Here is a 19,726-nt window from a genome sequence, read left to right on the forward strand (position 1 = left end):
ACAGCGTCGTCGTCGCGCAGGAGCTCGGCGGCGGCCGTCAGTTGGTCGGTTATGTCAGCGGCGAGGCATCGCTCGATGGCAGTGACCTCCGCGCCGCGCTCGCAACGGCGCTGCCGGACTACATGGTGCCGTCGCGCGTGATCGTGCTGCCGGAACTGCCGCTGAACCCGAACGGCAAGATCGACCGCAAGGCGCTGCCGCGGCCGGACGCGAAGCCGCCGGGGGCGCACCGAGTCGGCCCGCGCAATCCGACCGAGGCGGCGCTCGCGACGATCTGGGCCGAGCTGCTGCACAGGCCGGAGGTCGGCGTCACCGACAACTTCTTCGAGCTCGGCGGCGACTCGCTGGTGGCCGTCCAGCTCGTCGGCCGCATCAAGCGCGATCTTGCGCGGGAGCTGCCGCTGAAGCGGTTGTTCGAGCTGACCACGGTCGAGGCCATGGCGTCCGCGCTCGCCGCGGAACCGCCGACGAGCAGGCGCAGCGACGACATCGCCGCCATGTTCGATCTGCTTGAGGAAGTCGAGTTCGCCAATGAATGATCAGTCGGGACTTCAGACCCAGCAGCTCAGCGAGATCGCGCGCCGGTTGGCGCGTCTCGATGCGCCGAAGCAGCGCGCCTTCCTCACGCAGTTGGCGGCCAAGGGCATCGATCTGTCGATTTTGCCGATCGCGCGCCAGCATCTGCAGCGCGCGCCGTTGTCGTTCGCGCAGGCCCGCCTCTGGTTCCTGTGGCGGATGGATCCGGGCGGCTCCGCCTACAACATGCCGGTCGCGATCCGCCTGCGGGGTCGTCTCGACGCCGCTGCGCTCCACAAGGCGCTCGACGGACTCGTCATGCGCCATGCCGCGCTCCGCACCACGTTCCGGCAGGACGGCGGCGAGCCGGAGCAGATCGTAGGCAAGCCGGCGCCGGTCGCGCTTCGCCGTATCGAGATTGCGGGCGACGATCGCGAGCAGCAGGCGCGCCGGCTGCTGCGTGAGGAAGCGGCGCTGCCGTTCGATCTCGAATCCGGACCGCTGCTGCGCGCGGCGCTGCTCGGGCTCGGCGAGCACGAGCATATCCTCTCGGTCACGCTGCACCACATCGTCGCCGATGGCTGGTCGATGCAGGTTCTCACCGAGGAGTTCTGGCAGCTCTATCGCGCTGCCGTCCGCGGCGAGACCGCCTCACTGCCGGCGCTCGAGATCGACTACGCCGATTTCGCCGCCTGGCAGCGACTGCGGCTCGGTGCCGTCGAGGAGGAGCGGCAACTCCGGTACTGGACCGACCGGCTGCACGACACGGCCATGCTACAACTGCCGTTCGATCGCCCCCGATCGGCCCAGACCGACCAATCCGGCGATGCCATACGCCAGTCGCTCGGCGCCGAGCTTTCCGATCGTCTGCGCGGGCTCGCCCGACAGCATCACACGACGCTGTTCGTCGTGCTGCTCGCGGCGCTGAAGCTGGTGCTCTATCGTTACAGTGGGCAGGGCGACATCTGCGTCGGCGTTCCGCTCGCCAATCGCGACCGGTCGGAAACGCGGCGGCTGATCGGGCTGCTGGTCAACACCCAGGTGCTGCGCACGCGCATCGACAGCCGGAGCACGATCGCCGACGTCATTCACGCCCTGCGCGAGGCCTCGCTCGAGGCCCAGGATCACCGGGATCTTCCGTTCGAGCGGCTGCTGGACGTGCTGCAGCCGCAGCGCAGCCAGAGCCAGACGCCCCTGTTCCAGGTGCTCTACAACCATCAGCATCGGCGCGAGGCGGCACATGCGCCGGCTGCGTCCGAACTGCAGATCGAGACGATCGCGGCAGAGATCGAGACGGTGAAATTCGACCTCGCGCTCGATAGCGAGGAAGCGCCGTCGGGAGACGTCTCGGCGCTGTTCTCCTTTGCCACCGCGCTGTTCGACCGATCGACCATCGCACGGCTCGCCGGGCATTGGCTGACGATCCTGCGGGAAACGGTCGCGGATCCCATGCAGCGGATCGCGGCGCTGGAGCTGTTGTCGGACCGGCAGCGCGACGACGTCAGGCAGTGGAATGCCTGCGCGCCCGCACTCGCGGGGTTCCAGCCGGTGCACCGGATGCTCGCGCGGCACGCAAAGGAGAGGCCGGGCGTGACAGCCCTGGTGTTCGGGGCCGAGACGATCAGCTATCAGGCGCTCGATCGCCGCGCCAATGCCATCGCGCAGCATCTGTTGGCGCTCGACGTGCGACCCGGCGAGCTCGTCGGGCTCTCGATGCAGCGCTCGCCCGATCTCGTCGCAAGTCTTGTTGCCGTCCTGAAGGCCGGCGCGGCCTATCTGCCGCTCGATCCCGATCATCCGCCGGCGCGGCTCGCCGCCACCGTTCGGGATGCCGGCGCGCGCGTCGTGCTGGTCGATGCGGCGGGACGATCGCAATGGCCGCCGATGCCGGGCATCGCGGTCGTCGATCTCGGCGCGATGGCGGCTGAGACGACGGAGAGCGACCCGGCGGTCGATGTCCATCCCTCGAGCCTCGCCTACGTGATCTATACGTCCGGCTCCACCGGCGTGCCGAAGGGCGTCGCGGTCGCGCATGGACCGTTCGCGATGCATTGCGACGCCACCGCCGGTCTCTACGAGATGGACCGGCAGTCGCGCGAGCTGCACTTCCTCTCCTTCACCTTCGACGGCGCGCATGAGCGGTTGTGGACCGCGCTGAGCTGCGGCGCGACCTTGGTGATGCGTGACGCCGATCTCTGGTCGGCGGAGAAGACGCTCGACGTGATGGGCGCGGAGCGCGTGACCAATGCCGGCTTTCCGCCGGCCTATCTGCAGCAACTCGCCGACTTCGCGGCGTGGCGCGGCGATCCGCCGCCCGTGTCGTTGTATTCGTTCGGCGGCGAGGCCATGCCCAAATCGGGCTTCGACAAGGTCAGGCAGGCGCTGCGGCCGCGCAAGCTGATCAACGGCTATGGTCCGACGGAGACAGTGGTCACGCCGCTGGTCTGGAAGGTCGACGTCGATGCCGAGATCGACTGCGCCTATGCGCCGATCGGCCGCCCGGTCGGCCGGCGCTCGGCCTATGTTCTCGACGGCGATCTCAACATCGTTCCGGTCGGCGTCACCGGCGAGCTTCATATCGGCGGCGAGGGGCTCGCGGCCGGCTATTGGAATCGGCCGGCGTTGACGGCGGAGCGCTTCATCCCCGATCCGTTCGGCGCACCGGGCACGCGGCTGTATCGCACCGGCGATCTGGCGCGCTGGCGCGCCGATGGCGTCATCGACTATGTCGGCCGGTCCGACCACCAGCTCAAGATCCGCGGCTTCCGCATCGAGCCGGGCGAGGTCGAGGCGCGGCTGACGCGGCAGGCGGGTGTTCAGTCGGCGGTGGTGGTGGCACGCGAGATCGGCGGACGCCAGCAGCTCATCGGCTACGCCTGCGGCGAGGATGGCCTCGACGAGACCGGGCTGCGCGCGGCGTTGTCCGAGGAACTGCCGGACTACATGGTTCCGGCGCGCATCGTACTGATGTCGCGGATGCCGCTCACGGCGCATGGCAAGGTCGATCGCGACGCCTTGCCGGCGCCCGAGCAGTTGTCTGCTGAGGCCGACTACGTCGCACCGCAATCCCCGGCTGAACTGGAGCTGGCGGCGATCTGGGCTGAATTGCTCGGCCATTCGCGGGTCGGGCTGACCGACAACTTCTTCGAGCTCGGCGGCGATTCCATCATTTCATTGCAGGTGGTCGGACGTGCGCGCCAGCGCGGGCTTGCCATCGAGCCGCGCGACCTGTTCCGGCATCAGACGCTGCAAGGGCTGGCGCGGGTCGCGCGCCGCGATCGGGCGGCGGTCGTCTCCGCCGAGCCGCTCGCGCGCGATGGCGATCCGGTGCCGCTGTTGCCGATCCAGCGCCGCTTCTTTGCCGAGGACGCCGGCGAACGGCATCACTGGAATCAGGCGTTGATGCTGGTGCCGTCGGCACGGCTCGACTGGCGGGTGTTGGCGCCGGCGGTCGAGGCCGTGGTGGCGCATCACGAGTCCCTGCGACTGCAATTCCTCCAGAGCGACGGCGCGTGGCACGCGAGATATGGCGCGATGCCGGCGAGCGCCGATCTGCTCTGGACCCGCGCTGTTCAGGATGCGGCGGAGATCACCTCGGTTGCCGCCGCCGCGCAGGCAAGCCTGTCCCTGCAGGGGCCGTTGCTGCGCTTCGTCGGCATGGACGTCGCGGACGGCAGCCAGAGGCTTCTCATCGTCGTGCATCACCTCGTCGTCGACGGCGTATCCTGGCGTGTGCTGCTCGAAGACATCATGTCGGCGCATCGACAGGCGGCGCAGGGCGCGGTTGCGATTGCGTTGCCCCCCAAGAGCCAGTCCATGGCGTCGTGGAGCAGGAGGCTTGAAGACTACGCGGCGAGCGAGGAGCTGGCCGATCAGCTCGACTATTGGAGACAGCGCAGTGCCGCCGGCGGCCTGCCATGCGACGACGATCACGATGAGACCGACCGCGTCGCCGATGGCGAAGACGTCGCCGTGTCGTTCGATGCCGACATGACCGGGCAGCTGCTCAAGCAGGCACCCGCTGCCTACAGGACCCAGGTCAATGATCTGCTGTTGGCGGCGCTGGCCCGCGCCGTCAACCGCTGGTGCGGACTCGATGAATGCCTGGTCGAGCTCGAAGGCCATGGCCGTGAGGATCTGTTCGAAGGCATCGACCTGTCGCGCACGGTCGGCTGGTTCACGACCGCATTTCCGCTTCGCCTCTCCGGTGGCGCGAGCGACGATGCCACGCTCATCAAGTCGATCAAGGAGGAACTAAGGGCCATCCCGGCGCGTGGGCTCGGCTATGGCGTGCTGCGCTACTGCGGCAGCCCTGAGCAGCGCGCCGCCCTGGCGGGCGGCGCCGAGCCGCGGATCGTGTTCAACTATCTCGGCCAGTTCGGCGCCGGCCCTGACCCTGCCTTCGCGCTCGCGCCGGAAGGCGCGGGTCCGTCACGCAGCGCCGGCGCACCGCTTGGCCGCTGGCTCAGCATCAACGGCCAGGTGCTCGACGGCCAGCTGAGGCTGACATTCAGCTTCGGCCGCCGACGCTATCGCCGCGCGACGATCGAGCGGCTGGCCGCGTGCTATTCCGCGGCGCTGCGCGAACTCCTCGCGCATTGCACGAGCGGCGTATACGGCCTCACGCCGTCGGACGTTCCGCTGTCAGGCCTCAGCCAGCCGGAGCTCGACCTGCTCGGAGCCTCGCGCGATTGGCGCGATATCGAGGATATCTATCCGCTGTCACCGATGCAGCAGGGCATGCTGTTCCACGCGCTGCGCGACGGCGACAGCGGCAACTATGTCAGTCAGATCGCCGTCGACGTCAGCGGCGCCGATGCGGCGCGCTTGCGCGCGGCGTGGCAGGCGGTGACGGCTAGACACGCGGTGCTGCGGACCGCGTTCGTGTGGAAAGAATTATCGGGCGCACCGCAGCAGATCGTCCATCGGCAGGCTCCTGTCCCCTTCGTCGAAGAGGATTGGCGCGACCGTGTGGACTCGATGGATCAGGCCGCGCGTGACGCGGCGCTGGCCGAGGTGGCGGCAGCCGAATGGCGCGCCGGTTTCGACCTGTCACGGCTGCCGCTGCAGCGGGTCCGTCTCATCGATCTCGACGGCGGCGTTTTCCGCCTGATCTGGACCCATCATCACATCCTGCTCGACGGCTGGAGCGCAGCAAGGCTCATCGGCGAGATCATGCAGCATGTCGGCGGCGCATCGCTGGGCGCACCGCGCGGCCGCTATCGCGATTACATTGCCTGGCTGCAGCGGCAGGATCGAGAGGCGTCGAGCATGTTCTGGTCGCGCTCGCTCTCGACGGTCGGCGAGCCGAGCCTGCTGGCCGATGCGCTGGGCGGGCCGGCCGCACCTGCCGACGGCCATGCCGCGATCGATCTCGTGATCGATGCGGTGAAGACCGAGCGGCTGCAGGTCGTGGCACGGCGCGAGCGGGTGACGTTGAACACGCTTCTGCAGGGGGCGTGGGGCCAGCTGCTGCGACGCCTGACCGGCCAGGATGTCGTCTGCTTCGGCGCCACGATCTCCGGCCGGCCGCCCGAGATCGCAGGCGTGGAAGAGGCGGTCGGCCTGTTCATCAACACCGTGCCCGCGCTCGAGGACGCGAGACCTCAAACGCCGGTCGGCGAGTGGCTGCGCAGCCTGCAGGATCGCAACGTCGACCTGCGCGAGCAGGGCTGGATGCCGCTCCACGAGATCCAGCGCCTTGCCGGCCGCGCCGGCCGGCCGCTGTTCGACACCATCTTCGTGTTCGAGAACTATCCGGTCGACGCGGCGCTGCGCGATCAGGCCGGCGGGGGGCCGCGCGCCAGCCGCGCCGAGCAGATCTCGATCACCAACTATGCGCTGACGGTCGCGGTGTTCGTGACCGACGCCGGCATCCGGCTCGGCTTCCGTTACGATCGCAGCCGGTTCGACCAGGTGCAGATCGAGCGGATACAGGCGGCGTTCGCCTGTCTGCTCGGGCGCATCGCCGACGACAGCAGCCGCCCGGTCGCGGAGCTGCATGGCTTGGACGCCGCCGCTTTGCAACGGGTGCTCGGCTGGAGCTCGGGACCCACCGCGCCGACGGTGAAAGACGGCTTCGTCGACGTCGTGACGCAGATCGAACAGCAGGTCGCACGGGCGCCTGCGGCCATGGCCGTGATCTCCGATCAGGAGGGGATCAGCTACGCGGAACTGAATGCGCAGGCGAACCGCCTGGCGCGACAGATCATGCAGGCCGGCGTCGCTCTGGATGCTCCGGTCGGCTTGGCATTCGAGCGCAGCGCCGACCTGGTCGTGGCTGTGTTGGCCGTTCTGAAGGCCGGGGCCGGCTACCTGCCGCTCGATCCGGATTATCCCAGCCAGCGGCTCGCGGCGATGCTGGGCGACAGCGGCGCGCGGCTGGTGCTGACGCAGCCGCAGTTGCGTGATCGGCTGATGGAGATCACGGCAGGGGCGGGCGCCGAGTTGATCGCCGTCGGCGACAGACGCGCCTCGCAGGACACGGACACCGGCAGCTCGGATCTCCAGAGTCCGACCCACGCCGAGAGCCTCGCCTTTGTGATCTACACGTCCGGCTCGACCGGCGTGCCGAAGGGCGTGGCCTGCACGCGTGGCGCGCTGGCAGCGCGGCTCGCCTGGATGCAGCGGGAGTACGGGCTCGATCCCGGCGAAACCCTGTTGCAGAAGACGCCGTTCAGCTTCGACGTCGCGGTGTGGGAAATCCTGTGGCCGTTGACGGTCGGTGCGCGGCTTGCGATCGCGGCGCCGGGGGCCCATCGCGAGCCGAAGCGGCTGGTCGATGCGGTCACTGCGCATGGTGTGACCACGCTGCATTTCGTGCCGCAGATGCTCGCGCAATTCGTGGCTGAGCCGGAGGCTCGCCGATGCGTGAGCTTGAAGCGGCTGTTCTCCGGTGGCGAGGCCCTGCCGGTCCCGCTGAAGGACCAAGTCTACGCGGTATTCCCAGCAATCCGGTTCGACAACCGCTATGGGCCCACCGAAGCGCTGATCAATGCCAGCTTCTGGAACTGCCGCGCGGCGAGCGGGGCGCGCGTGCCGATCGGCTTTCCGATTCCAGGCACGATCCTGCGCATTCTCGACACCGACCTCAATCCGGTCGCCGAGGGCACGACGGGCGAGCTCCATATCGGCGGAGACGGGCTGGCGCGCGGCTATCTCGGGCGCGCGGCGCTGACGGCCGAGCGCTTCATTCCCGATCCTTTCGGACCTCCCGGCGCGCGGCTCTATCGAAGCGGCGATCTGGCGCGCTGGCGCAGCGACGGCGCCATCGACTATGTCGGCCGGGCCGATCACCAGGTGAAGGTTCGCGGCTTCCGCATCGAGCTCGGCGAGATCGAGGCGCGGCTGCTGCAGCAGCCATCGGTCACTGCGGCCGTCGTCATCGCGAGGGAGTTCGGGGCTGGCCGGCAACTGGTCGGCTATGTCTGCGGTGACGGCACGCTCGATGGCGAGGTGCTGCGCGACGCGTTGTCCGCGACGTTGCCGGACTACATGGTGCCGGCGCGGATCGTGGTCCTCGACCGCCTGCCGCTGATGGTGAATGGCAAGGTCGATCGCAACGCGCTGCCCGCGCCGGAGGCGCCCGCTGCAACGATGCGGATTGCGCCGCGGACGACGGCCGAGGCTGCGTTGGCAACCATCTGGGCCGAGCTGCTGCATCAGCCCGATGTCGGCATGACCGACAATTTCTTCGAGCTCGGCGGCGATTCGATCATCTCGCTGCAGATGGTCAGTCGTGCGCGGCGGGCCGGCCTTCTGATCGAGCCACGAGACGTCTTCAAGCATCAGACGCTGGAAGCCCTGGCGCGCGACGCGCGGCAGGTCGTCCGGTTGGAGACGACGGCGGAGCAGGGTCTCGTCTCCGGGCCACTCCCGTTGCTGCCGATTCAGCTCCGTTTCTTCGAGCAGGAGCTGGAGGCGCCCGATCACTGGAACCAGGCCTTGCTGCTGCGGCCGCAGCAGCGGCTCGACTGGGACGTGCTGCAGCGCGCGGCAGTGGCCGTCGTCACTCATCACGATGCGCTGAGACTGCGCTTCGAACGCATCGACGGCATCTGGCGCGCCGAGCACGGGCCGGCGCCGGCGGTCTCCGACCTGTTTCGGTCGTGCGAGCTGGCCGATGGCGAGGCGGTCACCGCGCTCGCCGCTGAGGTCCAGGCGAGCCTTTCGCTCGCGGAGGGACGTCTGGTGCGGCTGGTCGGCATCGATCTGCCGGAGGGCGGGCAGCGCCTCCTGATCGTGATTCATCACCTCGTGACCGACGGCGTGTCGTGGCGTGTGCTGCTGGAGGATCTCGCGGCTGCCTATGAGCAGCTCATGCGTAGACAAGAGGCGACGCTGCCGCCCAAGACGCACGCCTATGCCCAATGGGGCGCAGCGCTGCGCGCGCACGCGGCCTCGGATGTGCCGGCTGCAGAGTGGGATCATTGGTCCGGTCTCCGGCAGACGGAGGACGTGCCGTGCGATTTCGATCATGCGGATCGGGATACGATTGCAGACGCCGACGACGTGCCGCTCGCGATCGACGCTGAGCTGACCGCGCGTCTGCTGGGCACGGCGCACGGGGCGTACAGAACCCAGGTCAATGATCTGCTGCTGTCGGCGCTCGCGCGTGCGCTGTGGCTGTGGTCGGGCCGGGAGATCATGGCGATCGAACTCGAGGGTCACGGCCGCGAGGATCTCGGCGGCGGGCTCGACCTGTCGCGAACCATCGGCTGGTTCACGACCGCGTTCCCGGTACGACTGGCGGCTGGATCGCAGCCGCCCGCGGTGCTGATCAAGGCGACCAAGGAGATGCTGCGGTCCGTCCCCAGCCGGGGACTTGGCTACGGTGTCCTGCGCTACCTGGGTTCTGATGCCCAGCGCGCGGCGCTGACGACGGGCGTGCAGCCGCGCATCGGGTTCAATTATCTCGGACAGGTCGATGGCAGCGCGGACGAGACGGCGCTGTTCTCGATCGCGCCCGAGAGCGCCGGCCCGTCGCGCGCCGCATCGAGCCCGTTGCGCCACCATATCGCGATCAATGCGAGGGTGCTCGACGGTCGTCTGGAGCTGTCGTTCGGCTTCAGCGGGAAGCGTCAACGCCGCGAAACGATTGCGCGCCTGGCGGACTGTTTTGAGGCGGCGCTGCGTGAGCTGGTCGATCACTGCACGAGCGGCGTCCATGGCGTGACGCCGTCCGATGTGCCGTTGTCGAAGCTGAGCCAGGCCGAGCTCGATGCGCTGGCGCTGGATTGGCGCGAGGTCGAGGACATCTATCCGCTGTCGCCGATGCAGCAGGGCATGCTGTTCCACGCGTTGCACGACGACGGCACCGGGGTCTACGTCAACCAGGTTGCCGCCGAGACCCGCGGTCTCGACGCCGGCAAGCTGCAAGCCGCGTGGCAGGCGGTCAGCAATCGCCATACCGTGCTTCGCACCGGTTTCCTGTGGCGTGAATTGCCGGGACCACCGCAGCAGGTCGTCCATCGCAGTGCCGACGTTCCCTTCGTCGCGGAAGATTGGCGGGAACGTGCGGCGCAGCTCGCTCCGGCCGCTTTGGATGCTGCGCTCATGGCGGCGGCAGACCGCGAGCGCGCCGACGGCTTCGATCTCTCGCGGCCGCCGCTGCAGCGCGTAAGGCTGATCCGGATCGCCGACGACCGGCATTGGCTGATCTGGACTCATCATCACATTCTGATGGACGGCTGGAGCTCGGCCCGATTCATCGCCGAGGTGATGCAGCACGAGGGGCAGGGGGCGCTGCAAGGACAGCCGCCGCGCTACCGCGACTACATCGCATGGCTGCAGGCGCAGGACCACGGTGCTGCGGCCGAGTTCTGGCGAGCGGCGTTGGCCCGCCTCGACGAGCCGAGCCTGCTGTCGCGGCCTGCGGTCGACGCTCGCGTCGGCCATGGCTCGCTCACCATGGCGGTGGACGCCGATCTCAGCGAGCGGCTGCAACGCTTCGCGACCCGCGAACGGGTAACGCTGAATACGGTGGTGCAGGCGGCATGGGCGCAATTGCTCCGTCGGTTCACCGGGCAGGATACGGTCTGCTTCGGCGTGACGGTGTCGGACCGGCCCGCTGGGCTCGCTGGCGCCGAGGAGATGGTCGGCCTGTTCATCAACACCTTGCCCGTGGTCGATGCCGAGGATCCGCAGCGGCGGGTTGGTGCGTGGCTGCGCGACCTGCAGGATCGCAATCTCGCCCTGCGGGATCATGGCTGGATGCCGCTGGCCGACATTCAGCGGATCGCGGGTCAGGCAGGGCGTCCGCTGTTCGACAGCATCCTGGTGTTCGAGAACTATCCGGTGGACGAAGCCTTGAAGACCCGAGACGGCCGCGTGAGCGTCAGCCGGACGAGGATCCTCGAAACGAGCAACTACCCGCTGTTCGTGAGCGTCGGTCTCGAAGCAGAGCTGCGGCTGGTGTTCAATTTCCAGCAGCAACATTTCGACGAAGCCCAGATTCGGCGGCTGCAGAGGGCGTTCGTGCAACTGCTCGCGGCCATCACTGGCGATGCCGAGCAGGCGGTCGGCTGCCTTGCGGCTGATGATCCCGCGGACATCGCGCTGCTGGCGCGGGTCAACGCAACGGCCGGGGCCGTGATAGCGCCGGGTGTCGTCGCTCAGTTCGAGGCCCAAGCAGGGCGCGCGCCCGATGCGATTGCGCTCGTGCACAATGAGGAGACGATCAGTTACGGAGCGCTGAATGCGCGCGCGAACCGGCTGGGCCATAGGCTCAGGGAGCACGGCGTCGGTCCCGATGTGGTGGTGGGACTGGCGCTGGAGCGCAGTGTCACGATGATGGTGGCGCTGCTCGCGGTGCTCAAGGCGGGCGGAGCCTATCTGCCGCTCGATCCGGACTATCCGGCCGAGCGTCTCGCGCACATGCTGTCCGACAGCGGCGCGAAGCTGCTGCTGACGCAGGCGACGCTCCACGACCAGCTCGCGCCTGTGCTGGCGGACGGCCACGCCCAGGCCTGGCTGCTGGACGAGGAGTTTGGAGAAGATTCGGTCGGCGTCGGCAATCTCGACGTCGCCATCCATCCAGACAACCTGGCTTACGTCATCTACACCTCCGGTTCCACCGGCCTTCCCAAGGGCGTGATGGTGCGCCATGGCGCCGTGACGAATTTCCTGGCGACGATGGCTGAGCAACCGGGCATCGCGCGCGATGACCGCGTGCTCGCTTTGACCTCGCTGTCATTCGACATCGCGGTGCTTGAGCTCTGGCTACCGCTCATTCATGGCGCGCGGATCGTGCTGGCGGATCGCGCCTCGGCCCATGATCCGGCGAGATTGAAGGCGATCGTCGCCCGTCATGGCGTGACCATGATCCAGGCCACGCCGTCGAGCTGGCGCATGCTGCTCGATCATGACGATGGTGCGCGCGGCTGGCTGCCTCAAGGCTGCCGCTTGCTGAGCGGCGGCGAGGCGCTGGCGCCCGACCTGGCGCTTCGGCTGCTCGCGCTCGGAGGCGAGGCCTGGAACCTGTTCGGGCCGACCGAAACCACGGTGTGGTCGGCGCGCCATCGGCTCGACGCACGCGATCCCGCACCCGTCCTGGGCGGCCCGATCGGCAGCACCACGCTGCATGTGCTCGACGGCAATCTCAAACCCGCCCCCGTCGGCGTGACAGGCGAGCTCTTCATCGGCGGCGAGGGCCTGGCCCGCGGCTATTGGCGGCGAGCGGCGCTCAGCGCCGAGCGCTTCATTCCCGATCCATTCGGCGATCCCGGTGCGCGGCTGTACCGCACCGGCGATCTGGCGCGGTGGCGCGCCGACGGTTTGCTCGACTATGTCGGCCGTGCCGACCATCAGGTGAAGATCCGCGGCCACCGCATCGAGCTCGGCGAGATCGAGGCGCGGCTGCGCACGCAGACCGGCGTGCGCGACAGCGTCGTGGTGGCGCAAGAGCTCGGCGGCGGCCGGCAGCTCGTCGGCTATGTCAGCGGCGACGATGCGCTCGACGGAGCCGAGCTGCGCGCGACTCTCGCGTCAACGCTGCCGGACTACATGGTGCCGTCGCGCGTGATGGTGCTGCCGCGGCTGCCGCTGACACCGAACGGCAAGATCGATCGCAAGGCGTTGCCGTTGCCCGATACGCGGCTTGGGCAGGGACAGCGCGTCGCGCCACGCAATCCGACCGAGGCCGCACTTGCTGCGATCTGGGCCGAGCTGCTGCACCAGCCGGACGTCGGCGTCACCGACAATTTCTTCGAGCTCGGCGGCGACTCGATCATCTCGCTGCAGATGGTCAGTCGCGCACGCCGGGCTGGTCTCGAGCTGGAGCCGAGAGACGTGTTCCGGCTGCAGACGATCGAGCTGCTCGCGCCGGCCTGCGTGGCGGCGCGGAACGACCAGCCCGCAATCACTCGCGCGCGCGGCGCATTGTCCGGGCTGACGAGCGAGGAGCTCGCGCGGCTCGGTGTCGACTGGGACCGCATCGAGGACGTCTACCCGCTCTCGCCGATGCAGCAGGGCATGCTGTTCCATAGCCTGCGCGATGCCGGAAGTGGCGTCTATGTCAACCAAGTCAGCGTCGAGATCCGCGGGCTGGACGTCGAGCGGCTGCGCACCGCGTGGCAGGAGGTCTCTGCCTGTCATCCGATGCTGCGTACCGGATTTCTCTGGCGCGAGCTGTCCGGCGCACCGCTGCAGGCCGTCCATCGCGCGGCCAGTGTGCCGTTCGCAACGGAAGACTGGTGTGGGCAAGCTGTCGATGAGGCGCGGCTGTCGTCAGCGCTGGCCGCGGAGCGTGATGCCGAGTTCGATCTCGCGGTGCCGCCACTGCAGCGTGTCCGCTTGTTGCAGCTCGACCACGATCGTCATCGCCTGATCTGGACCTACCATCATATCCTGATGGATGGCTGGAGCTCGGCCCGCTTCATCGGCGAAATCCTAGGGTGCTATGCCGGGCGGGCGCTCCCGGCTCTTTCGGCGCACTATCGCGATTATGTTGCCTGGCTGCTGGCCCAGGACGCGCAGGCCGCCGAGCGCTTCTGGCGAGGACAACTCACGGCCTTCGACCAGCCGACGCAACTGGCCGATGCCTTCGGCGCGCGGCGCTACGACGCGCACGGACACCGGCGCTGCTACACCCGGCTCGACAAGGATGCGACCGCGGCATTGAAGGCGTTCGCCCGGCACGAGCGCATCACCCTGAACACGCTCATCCAGGGCGTCTGGGCGCTGCTGCTGCAACGCTACACCGGCCAGCAGACCGTTACATTTGGAGTCACCGTCGCCGGCCGTCCGGCTGGTCTCGACGGGGCCGAGCAGATGATCGGCCTGTTCATCAATACGCTGCCCGTGATCGAGACGCCTTCGCCGGCCGCAACGGTCGGTGACTGGCTGCGCGCCATGCAGGACCGCAACGCGGCGATGCGCAACTTCGAGCAGACGCCGCTCTACGACATCCAGAGCTGGGCCGGGCGTGCCGGCGAGACCATGTTCGACAGCATCATCGTGTTCGAGAACTATCCCGTCGACCGAGGCCTGCTGCAGGGGGACGGCTCGCTTCAATTCGGCGAGCTGCGCAACGTCGACGTCACGAACTATCCGATGGACCTGTCCGTCATGGTTGAGGATACGCTGCAGGTCGAATTCACCTATATGCCGAGCCACTTCACGCCGGAACAGGCGGAGCAGGTGAGGGCGCAATTCGAACATCTGCTCGCGGCCATGCTACGAGGTCCGGAAGCCAGGCTTGGCGCGATCGATGCGTCCACCGCTCAGGATGTGCAGCGCGCTGATGCCTGCAATGGCCGAGCGGCGTTTGCCGCGATGCGTCCACTCGTCCACGAGATGATCCGCGATCATGCAAAGCGCGATCCGGAACGTGTCGCCCTGACGATCGGCGGCCGGAACCTGTCCTACGGTGAGCTCGATCGTCGCGCCAACCGGATCGCGCACCACCTCGTCGAGGCCGGGCTCGGGCCCGACCAGCGCGTCGGCGTCGTCGTCGAGCGCAATGAAGCGACGATGGCCGCGCTGCTTGCCGTGCTGAAGGCGGGCGGAGCCTATGTCCCGCTCGATCCCGAGCTGCCGCCGGACCGCGTTGCTCATGTGATGCGCGATTCCGGGATGAGGATGCTGCTGTCCGGCGCGCGTGACATCTCTGTTATCGAAGGCGTTCAGGCGATCGATCTGGCCTCGTTCGATTTCGCCAGCGGTCCGAACCATGCGCCGGATCCACGCCTGCATCCGGAGAGTCTCGCTTATGTGATCTACACGTCCGGTTCGACCGGGCGGCCGAAAGGCGTCGCCGTCGCGCATGGACCGCTGGCGATGCATTGCCGAGCGACCGCTGCGCTCTACGAGCTCGACGAGCACGCAAGCGAGCTGCATTTCCTGTCGCTGGCCTTCGACGGCGCGCATGAACGGTGGCTCACGGTGCTGTCGCAGGGCGCTCGGCTGGTCATGCGCGATGCGGAGCTGTGGACGCCCGAACAGACCGTCGCCGAGCTTCATGCGCAGCGGATCACGCATATCGGCCTGCCGCCGGCCTATCTGCAGCAGGTCGCAGAGTGGGTGGAGCAGGCTGGCAATCCGCCGCCCGTTAGGCTGTATTCGTTCGGCGGCGAGGCGATGCCCAAGGCCGGCTTCGACAAGGTCAGGCGGACGCTGAAGCCGCAAATCCTGATCAACGGCTATGGACCGACCGAGACCGTCGTGACACCGCTCGTGTGGAAGGTCGACGGCAACACGGCGTGCGACAAGGCCTATGCGCCGATCGGGATTCCCGTCGGCCGCCGCACCGCCTACATCCTCGATGGCTCGCTGAATCTCGTTCCGGCAGGCGCAGCCGGCGAGCTCTACATCGGCGGGTTCGGGCTTGCGCGCGGGTACCACGCCAAGCCAGGCATGACGGCGGAACGCTTCGTGCCGGATCCATTTTCGGCGGACGAGGGCGCACGCCTCTACCGCACCGGCGACCTTGCGCGATGGGATGCGAGCGGCACGATCGAATATCTCGGACGCAGCGACGATCAGGTCAAGGTCAGCGGCTTCCGGATCGAGCTTGGCGAAATCCAATCGGCTCTGCTGAGCGACCCAGCGGTCGCGCAGGCTGCCGTGCTCGCCGTGGTGGGTGCGGGAGGAAATCAGCTCGTGGCCTATGTGGCGCCACGGGCGCCAGGCGACGCCGCCGCAGCTGCGGCCGAGCGGCTGTCTGCAACGCTGACTGCCGCGCTGCGCCGGACTTTGCCGGCCTACATGATTCCATCCCGCATCATCGTGCTCGAGCGTCTGCCGACGCTGTCGAGCGGCAAGGTCGATCGCAAGGCGTTGCCCGCACCTGATATCGCAGCCGGGCGCGCGTTCATCGCCCCGGAAAGTCCCGCCGAGGTCGCGATGGCGAAGCTGTGGGCGGAGATCCTCGGTGTTGCGCAAGTCGGCGTCACCGACAACTTCTTCGAGCTCGGCGGCAACTCGATCCTGAGCCTCAATGTGATCGCGCGCCTTCGCCGTGCCCCGATCCTCGATGGCGAGATCAAGCTGCGGGATCTTCTCCAGAAGCCGACCATTCGCGCCTTGCTCGGCACGCCCGCAGCATCATCCATGCGGCCGTCGGCGCTGCTGCCCCTGAGTTCGCCGATCGATGGCACGCCGCCGGTGTTCTGTCTTCACGGCGGCTTCGGCACGGTGTTCGACTACGCGCCGCTGGCGCGGCGTCTGGAGGGACGGAGGCAACTGATCGGACTGCAGTGCCGGACGCTGATCGAACCGTCCTTCACCGACGAGTCGCTGACGGCAATGGCCGTGGACTATGTTGATGAGATCGCGCGGAAGCAAAGCAAGGGACCCTATCATCTGATTGGCTGGTCGCTTGGCGGACTGGTCGCGTGCCTGGTTGCTGCCGAACTTGAGCGGCGCGGTGAGCGGGTCGAGCGCCTGGCGCTGATCGACAGCTTCGTTCCGCATGGTGACGAGCAGCCGTCGCCCGGGCGGCATTGGACCGACGACTTGCTGGCGCTGCTGTCGGTCGCGGCGCCGGGCGTGCAGCCTTCAGCCATTGCGTCGCAGGTGACGGCGATTCGTTCGGGCGATGCGCCGGTGACGGACGAGGTGATCCGGCGCCTGGTCGTCGATGCAATCGGCACGGCGCCGCTGCAGCCGCGCGACGGTCTTCTCGGCGTCGACGACATCGTCTCGGCCTTCAGGGTCGGGCGCCACCTCGCGCAACTGGCTCGGGCGGCCGAATGGCCGGCCGATCTCGTTGCAGCGCCCGGCTGCTGGTGGACCTCCGGCCGGCTTCGACAGCGCGATCGGCTCGCGGCGGGACTGCCGCAGGCGGCAGATTTGGGCGTGGTCGGCGACGACCACTTCTCGATCCTTGGCAACGAATCCTTCCTGGCGGCGCTCGGCGTGTGGCTGGAGCCGGACCAGGCGGCGCAGACATCACCGGCTCTGCAGCCGGAACCGGCTGAATGAGGTGACCATGGGCCTTCATCCTGATATCGCGGCACTGCTCGAGATGATCCAGCTCGGAACGGAATCGGGCGCGCGCATTCCGTTTCCGCAACTGACGCCAGCGCAGGCGCGTGCCGATTTCGACGCCTCCTCGCCGCTGCTGGATGTCGATCCGCCGCCGCTCGCCTTCGAGAGGCAGCTTGCGCTGCCGATGCGCGACGCGACGGAGATCGCCGGGCGCCTCTATGCAGCGCGGCCGTTGGACGTCGCCGATCCGATGCCCGTGCTGCTCTACATGCATGGCGGCGGCTTCGTCGTCGGCAGCCTCGACTCGCACCAGCCGTTGTGCCGGGGCCTTGCCGATGACAGCGGCGCGGCAGTGCTGTCGATCGCCTACCGGCTGGCGCCGGAGCACCGGTTTCCGACGGCATTCGAGGACTGCGTCGATGCCCTCGCCTGGATCGGGCGCGAGGGGCCTGCACTTGGCCTCGACCCGCGGCGGGTCGCGATCGGCGGCGACAGTGCGGGGGGCACGCTGGCCGCGGCGCTGGCGATCGCCGCGCGCGACGACCGGGCCTTACCGCAGCCTGTCCTTCAGGTCCTCGCCTATCCCGGGCTCAGCCCGCAGCAGGTCTCGGACTCCTACGAGAAATACGGTTCGGGTTATCTGCTTGAGCGCGAGACCGTGGACTGGTTCTTCGACCACTATCTCCGCCATGACGCCGATCGCCACGACTGGCGATTTGCGCCGCTGGCCGCGTCCGATCTCACGCGCGTCGCGCCCGCGCTGATCGTGCTCCCCGAGTTCGATCCGCTGGCGGACGAGGGAAGGGCCTATGCCGCACGCTTGCGCGCGGCCGGCGCCGCCGTGGATCTGAAGGTCTATCCCGGCATGATCCACGAGTTCCTGCGCATGGGCAACGTCGTTCCGGACGCTTTGCACGCCCGCGCCGACATCGGCGCCAAGCTCGCCGCTGTCTTCGCCACGCGAATGGGAGCCGGCAATCCATGATGACGCCATCCAATCCAGGCGTTGCCAGCGTCGGAAGCCTGCTGCGGCCCTATTGGCTGCTGCTCGCCGCAGCCATTCTGCTCGGTCTCCTCGGCGGCGCCAGCGTTGCGGGCCTGCTCGCCGTGGTGAACCGCGGCCTCTACGCAGGGGCAGGCGACGTCGGTGGCCTCGTCGCCTCGTTCGCGGGTCTCTGCATTCTGATCGTGATCGGGTCGGTCGGCTCTGACATCAGCGCGAATGTCGTCGGCCAGCGGATCGTGGCCTCGTTGCGCAAGTCGCTGGCCGCCAAGATACTGATGGCGCCGATCGACCAGCTCGAATCCTATCGGTCGCACCGCCTCATCCCGGTCTTGACCAAGGATGTCGACGCCATCAGCGATTTCGCGTTCTTCTTTCCGGCCTTCCTGGTGTCGGGCGTCATCGTCGCCGGCTGCCTGATCTACTTGGCGGTGCTATCGTGGCCGCTGTTCCTGGTCACGGCAGCCTTGATCGCGCTCGGGTCGTTCGTCCATTATCTCGCCCGCAAGCGCGGAATGATGGGCTTCACTCTCGCGCGCCAATACGAAGACGACCTGCAGAAGCATTACCGCGCGATCTCCGAAGGCGCCAAGGAGTTGCGCCTGCATCGCCCGCGCCGGCGCCACGTCCATGTCGATCTGATCGGGCGGACGGTCGACCGGATCGGCAACGTGCAGATCAAGGCCATCAATCTGCTCGTGACGGCGCGTGCGCTCGGGACGGTTCTCCTGTTCCTGGTGATCGGGACCGCTCTGGTGCTGCGTCCACTGCTGTGGCCCGACAGCCCGGCCTCGGTGTCCAGCGGCTTCGTTCTGGTGCTGCTGTTCATGCGCGGACCGATCGACCAGTTGATCGGCATGCTGCCGTCGCTCGGCCGCGCGCAGGTCGCGATGCGCCGGATCGCCGAGCTGTCGGACCGTTTCACCGCCGCAGAGGCGGGCCTGCTCGATGATCCGCAGGATCGAACCGCCGACCAGATCGAATCGATCGAACTGCGCGGCGTCTCCTACGCCTTCCCGGCGTCGTCGTCCGAACGCCCCTTCACCATCGGACCGATCGACCTTCGCATTCGCCGCGGCGAGATCGTCTTCATCGTCGGTGAAAACGGCAGCGGCAAGACGACGCTGATCAAGCTGCTGCTCGGCCTCTATGTGCCCGACCGCGGCGTGCTGCTGCGCGACGGCAGCCCGGTCGTCAACGAGACCCGCGACGACTATCGGCAGCTCTTCACCACAATATTCTCGGACTATTTCCTGTTCGACACCTTGGCGCAGCAGAGCAGTCAGCGGCCGGAGCTCGCGCAGCGCTATCTCGACCGTCTCGAGCTCGCCCACAAGGTCTCGATCGATGGCGGCGCATTCTCAACCACCGACCTGTCGACGGGCCAGCGCAAGCGGCTCGCCCTGATCAATGCCTGGATCGAGGGACGCCCGGTGCTGGTGTTCGACGAATGGGCGGCCGATCAGGACCCGGCGTTCCGTCAAATCTTCTACACCGAGCTGCTCGCCGACCTCAAACGTCTGGGCAAGACGATCATCGTGATCTCACACGACGATCGCTACTTCCACTGCGCCGATCGGATCGTGCGCCTGCGCGACGGTCGGATTGACGCCAGCGACGCCGCTGAACGCCGCGAGCCGGCACAAAGGCCACGCACGCTCACGACCGTTATGCAGGAGCCCGCTCCGTCGCTTGGAGCATCGAATCCGTGAGCCGCATCTTTGTAGTTAATCTAAAGACAGCGCTACAGACTTTGTTGTCTTCGTCGTGCCGGCCGAT

At 67.9% G+C, this 19,726-nt stretch carries 4 protein-coding genes (1 of these 4 running past the window's edge); all 4 read left to right on the forward strand.

Annotated features, from left to right (window positions below):
- Tightly spaced (at most 7 nt apart), the 4 genes in view from QX094_RS32315 to QX094_RS32330 form a layout consistent with a single transcriptional unit that may run on beyond the window.
- Window positions 1–539: the end of a non-ribosomal peptide synthetase gene (locus QX094_RS32315; protein WP_316188456.1), read on the forward strand. 6,052 nt of this gene lie to the left of the window's left edge; 539 of the gene's 6,591 nt are visible here — the last part of the coding sequence; the start codon falls outside the window, past its left edge; the stop codon is at window positions 537–539.
- Window positions 532–16,938, forward strand: a complete 16,407-nt coding sequence (locus QX094_RS32320; protein ID WP_316188457.1) for a non-ribosomal peptide synthase/polyketide synthase — start codon at window positions 532–534, stop codon at window positions 16,936–16,938. Before QX094_RS32315 ends, QX094_RS32320 begins: the two co-directional genes overlap by 8 nt.
- A gap of 7 nt (window positions 16,939–16,945) precedes the next feature.
- Window positions 16,946–17,929: an alpha/beta hydrolase gene (locus tag QX094_RS32325; protein WP_316164880.1), complete on the forward strand. Its 984-nt coding sequence runs from the start codon at window positions 16,946–16,948 to the stop codon at window positions 17,927–17,929.
- Window positions 17,926–19,659 carry a cyclic peptide export ABC transporter gene (locus tag QX094_RS32330; protein ID WP_316175869.1) on the forward strand — a complete coding sequence of 578 codons (1,734 nt, stop codon included), beginning with the start codon at window positions 17,926–17,928 and terminating at the stop codon, window positions 19,657–19,659. Before QX094_RS32325 ends, QX094_RS32330 begins: the two co-directional genes overlap by 4 nt.
- The last annotated feature ends 67 nt before the right edge of the window (window positions 19,660–19,726 follow it).

The organism is Bradyrhizobium sp. SZCCHNS1050 (assembly GCF_032484785.1).
Classification (GTDB): Bacteria; Pseudomonadota; Alphaproteobacteria; order Rhizobiales; family Xanthobacteraceae; genus Bradyrhizobium.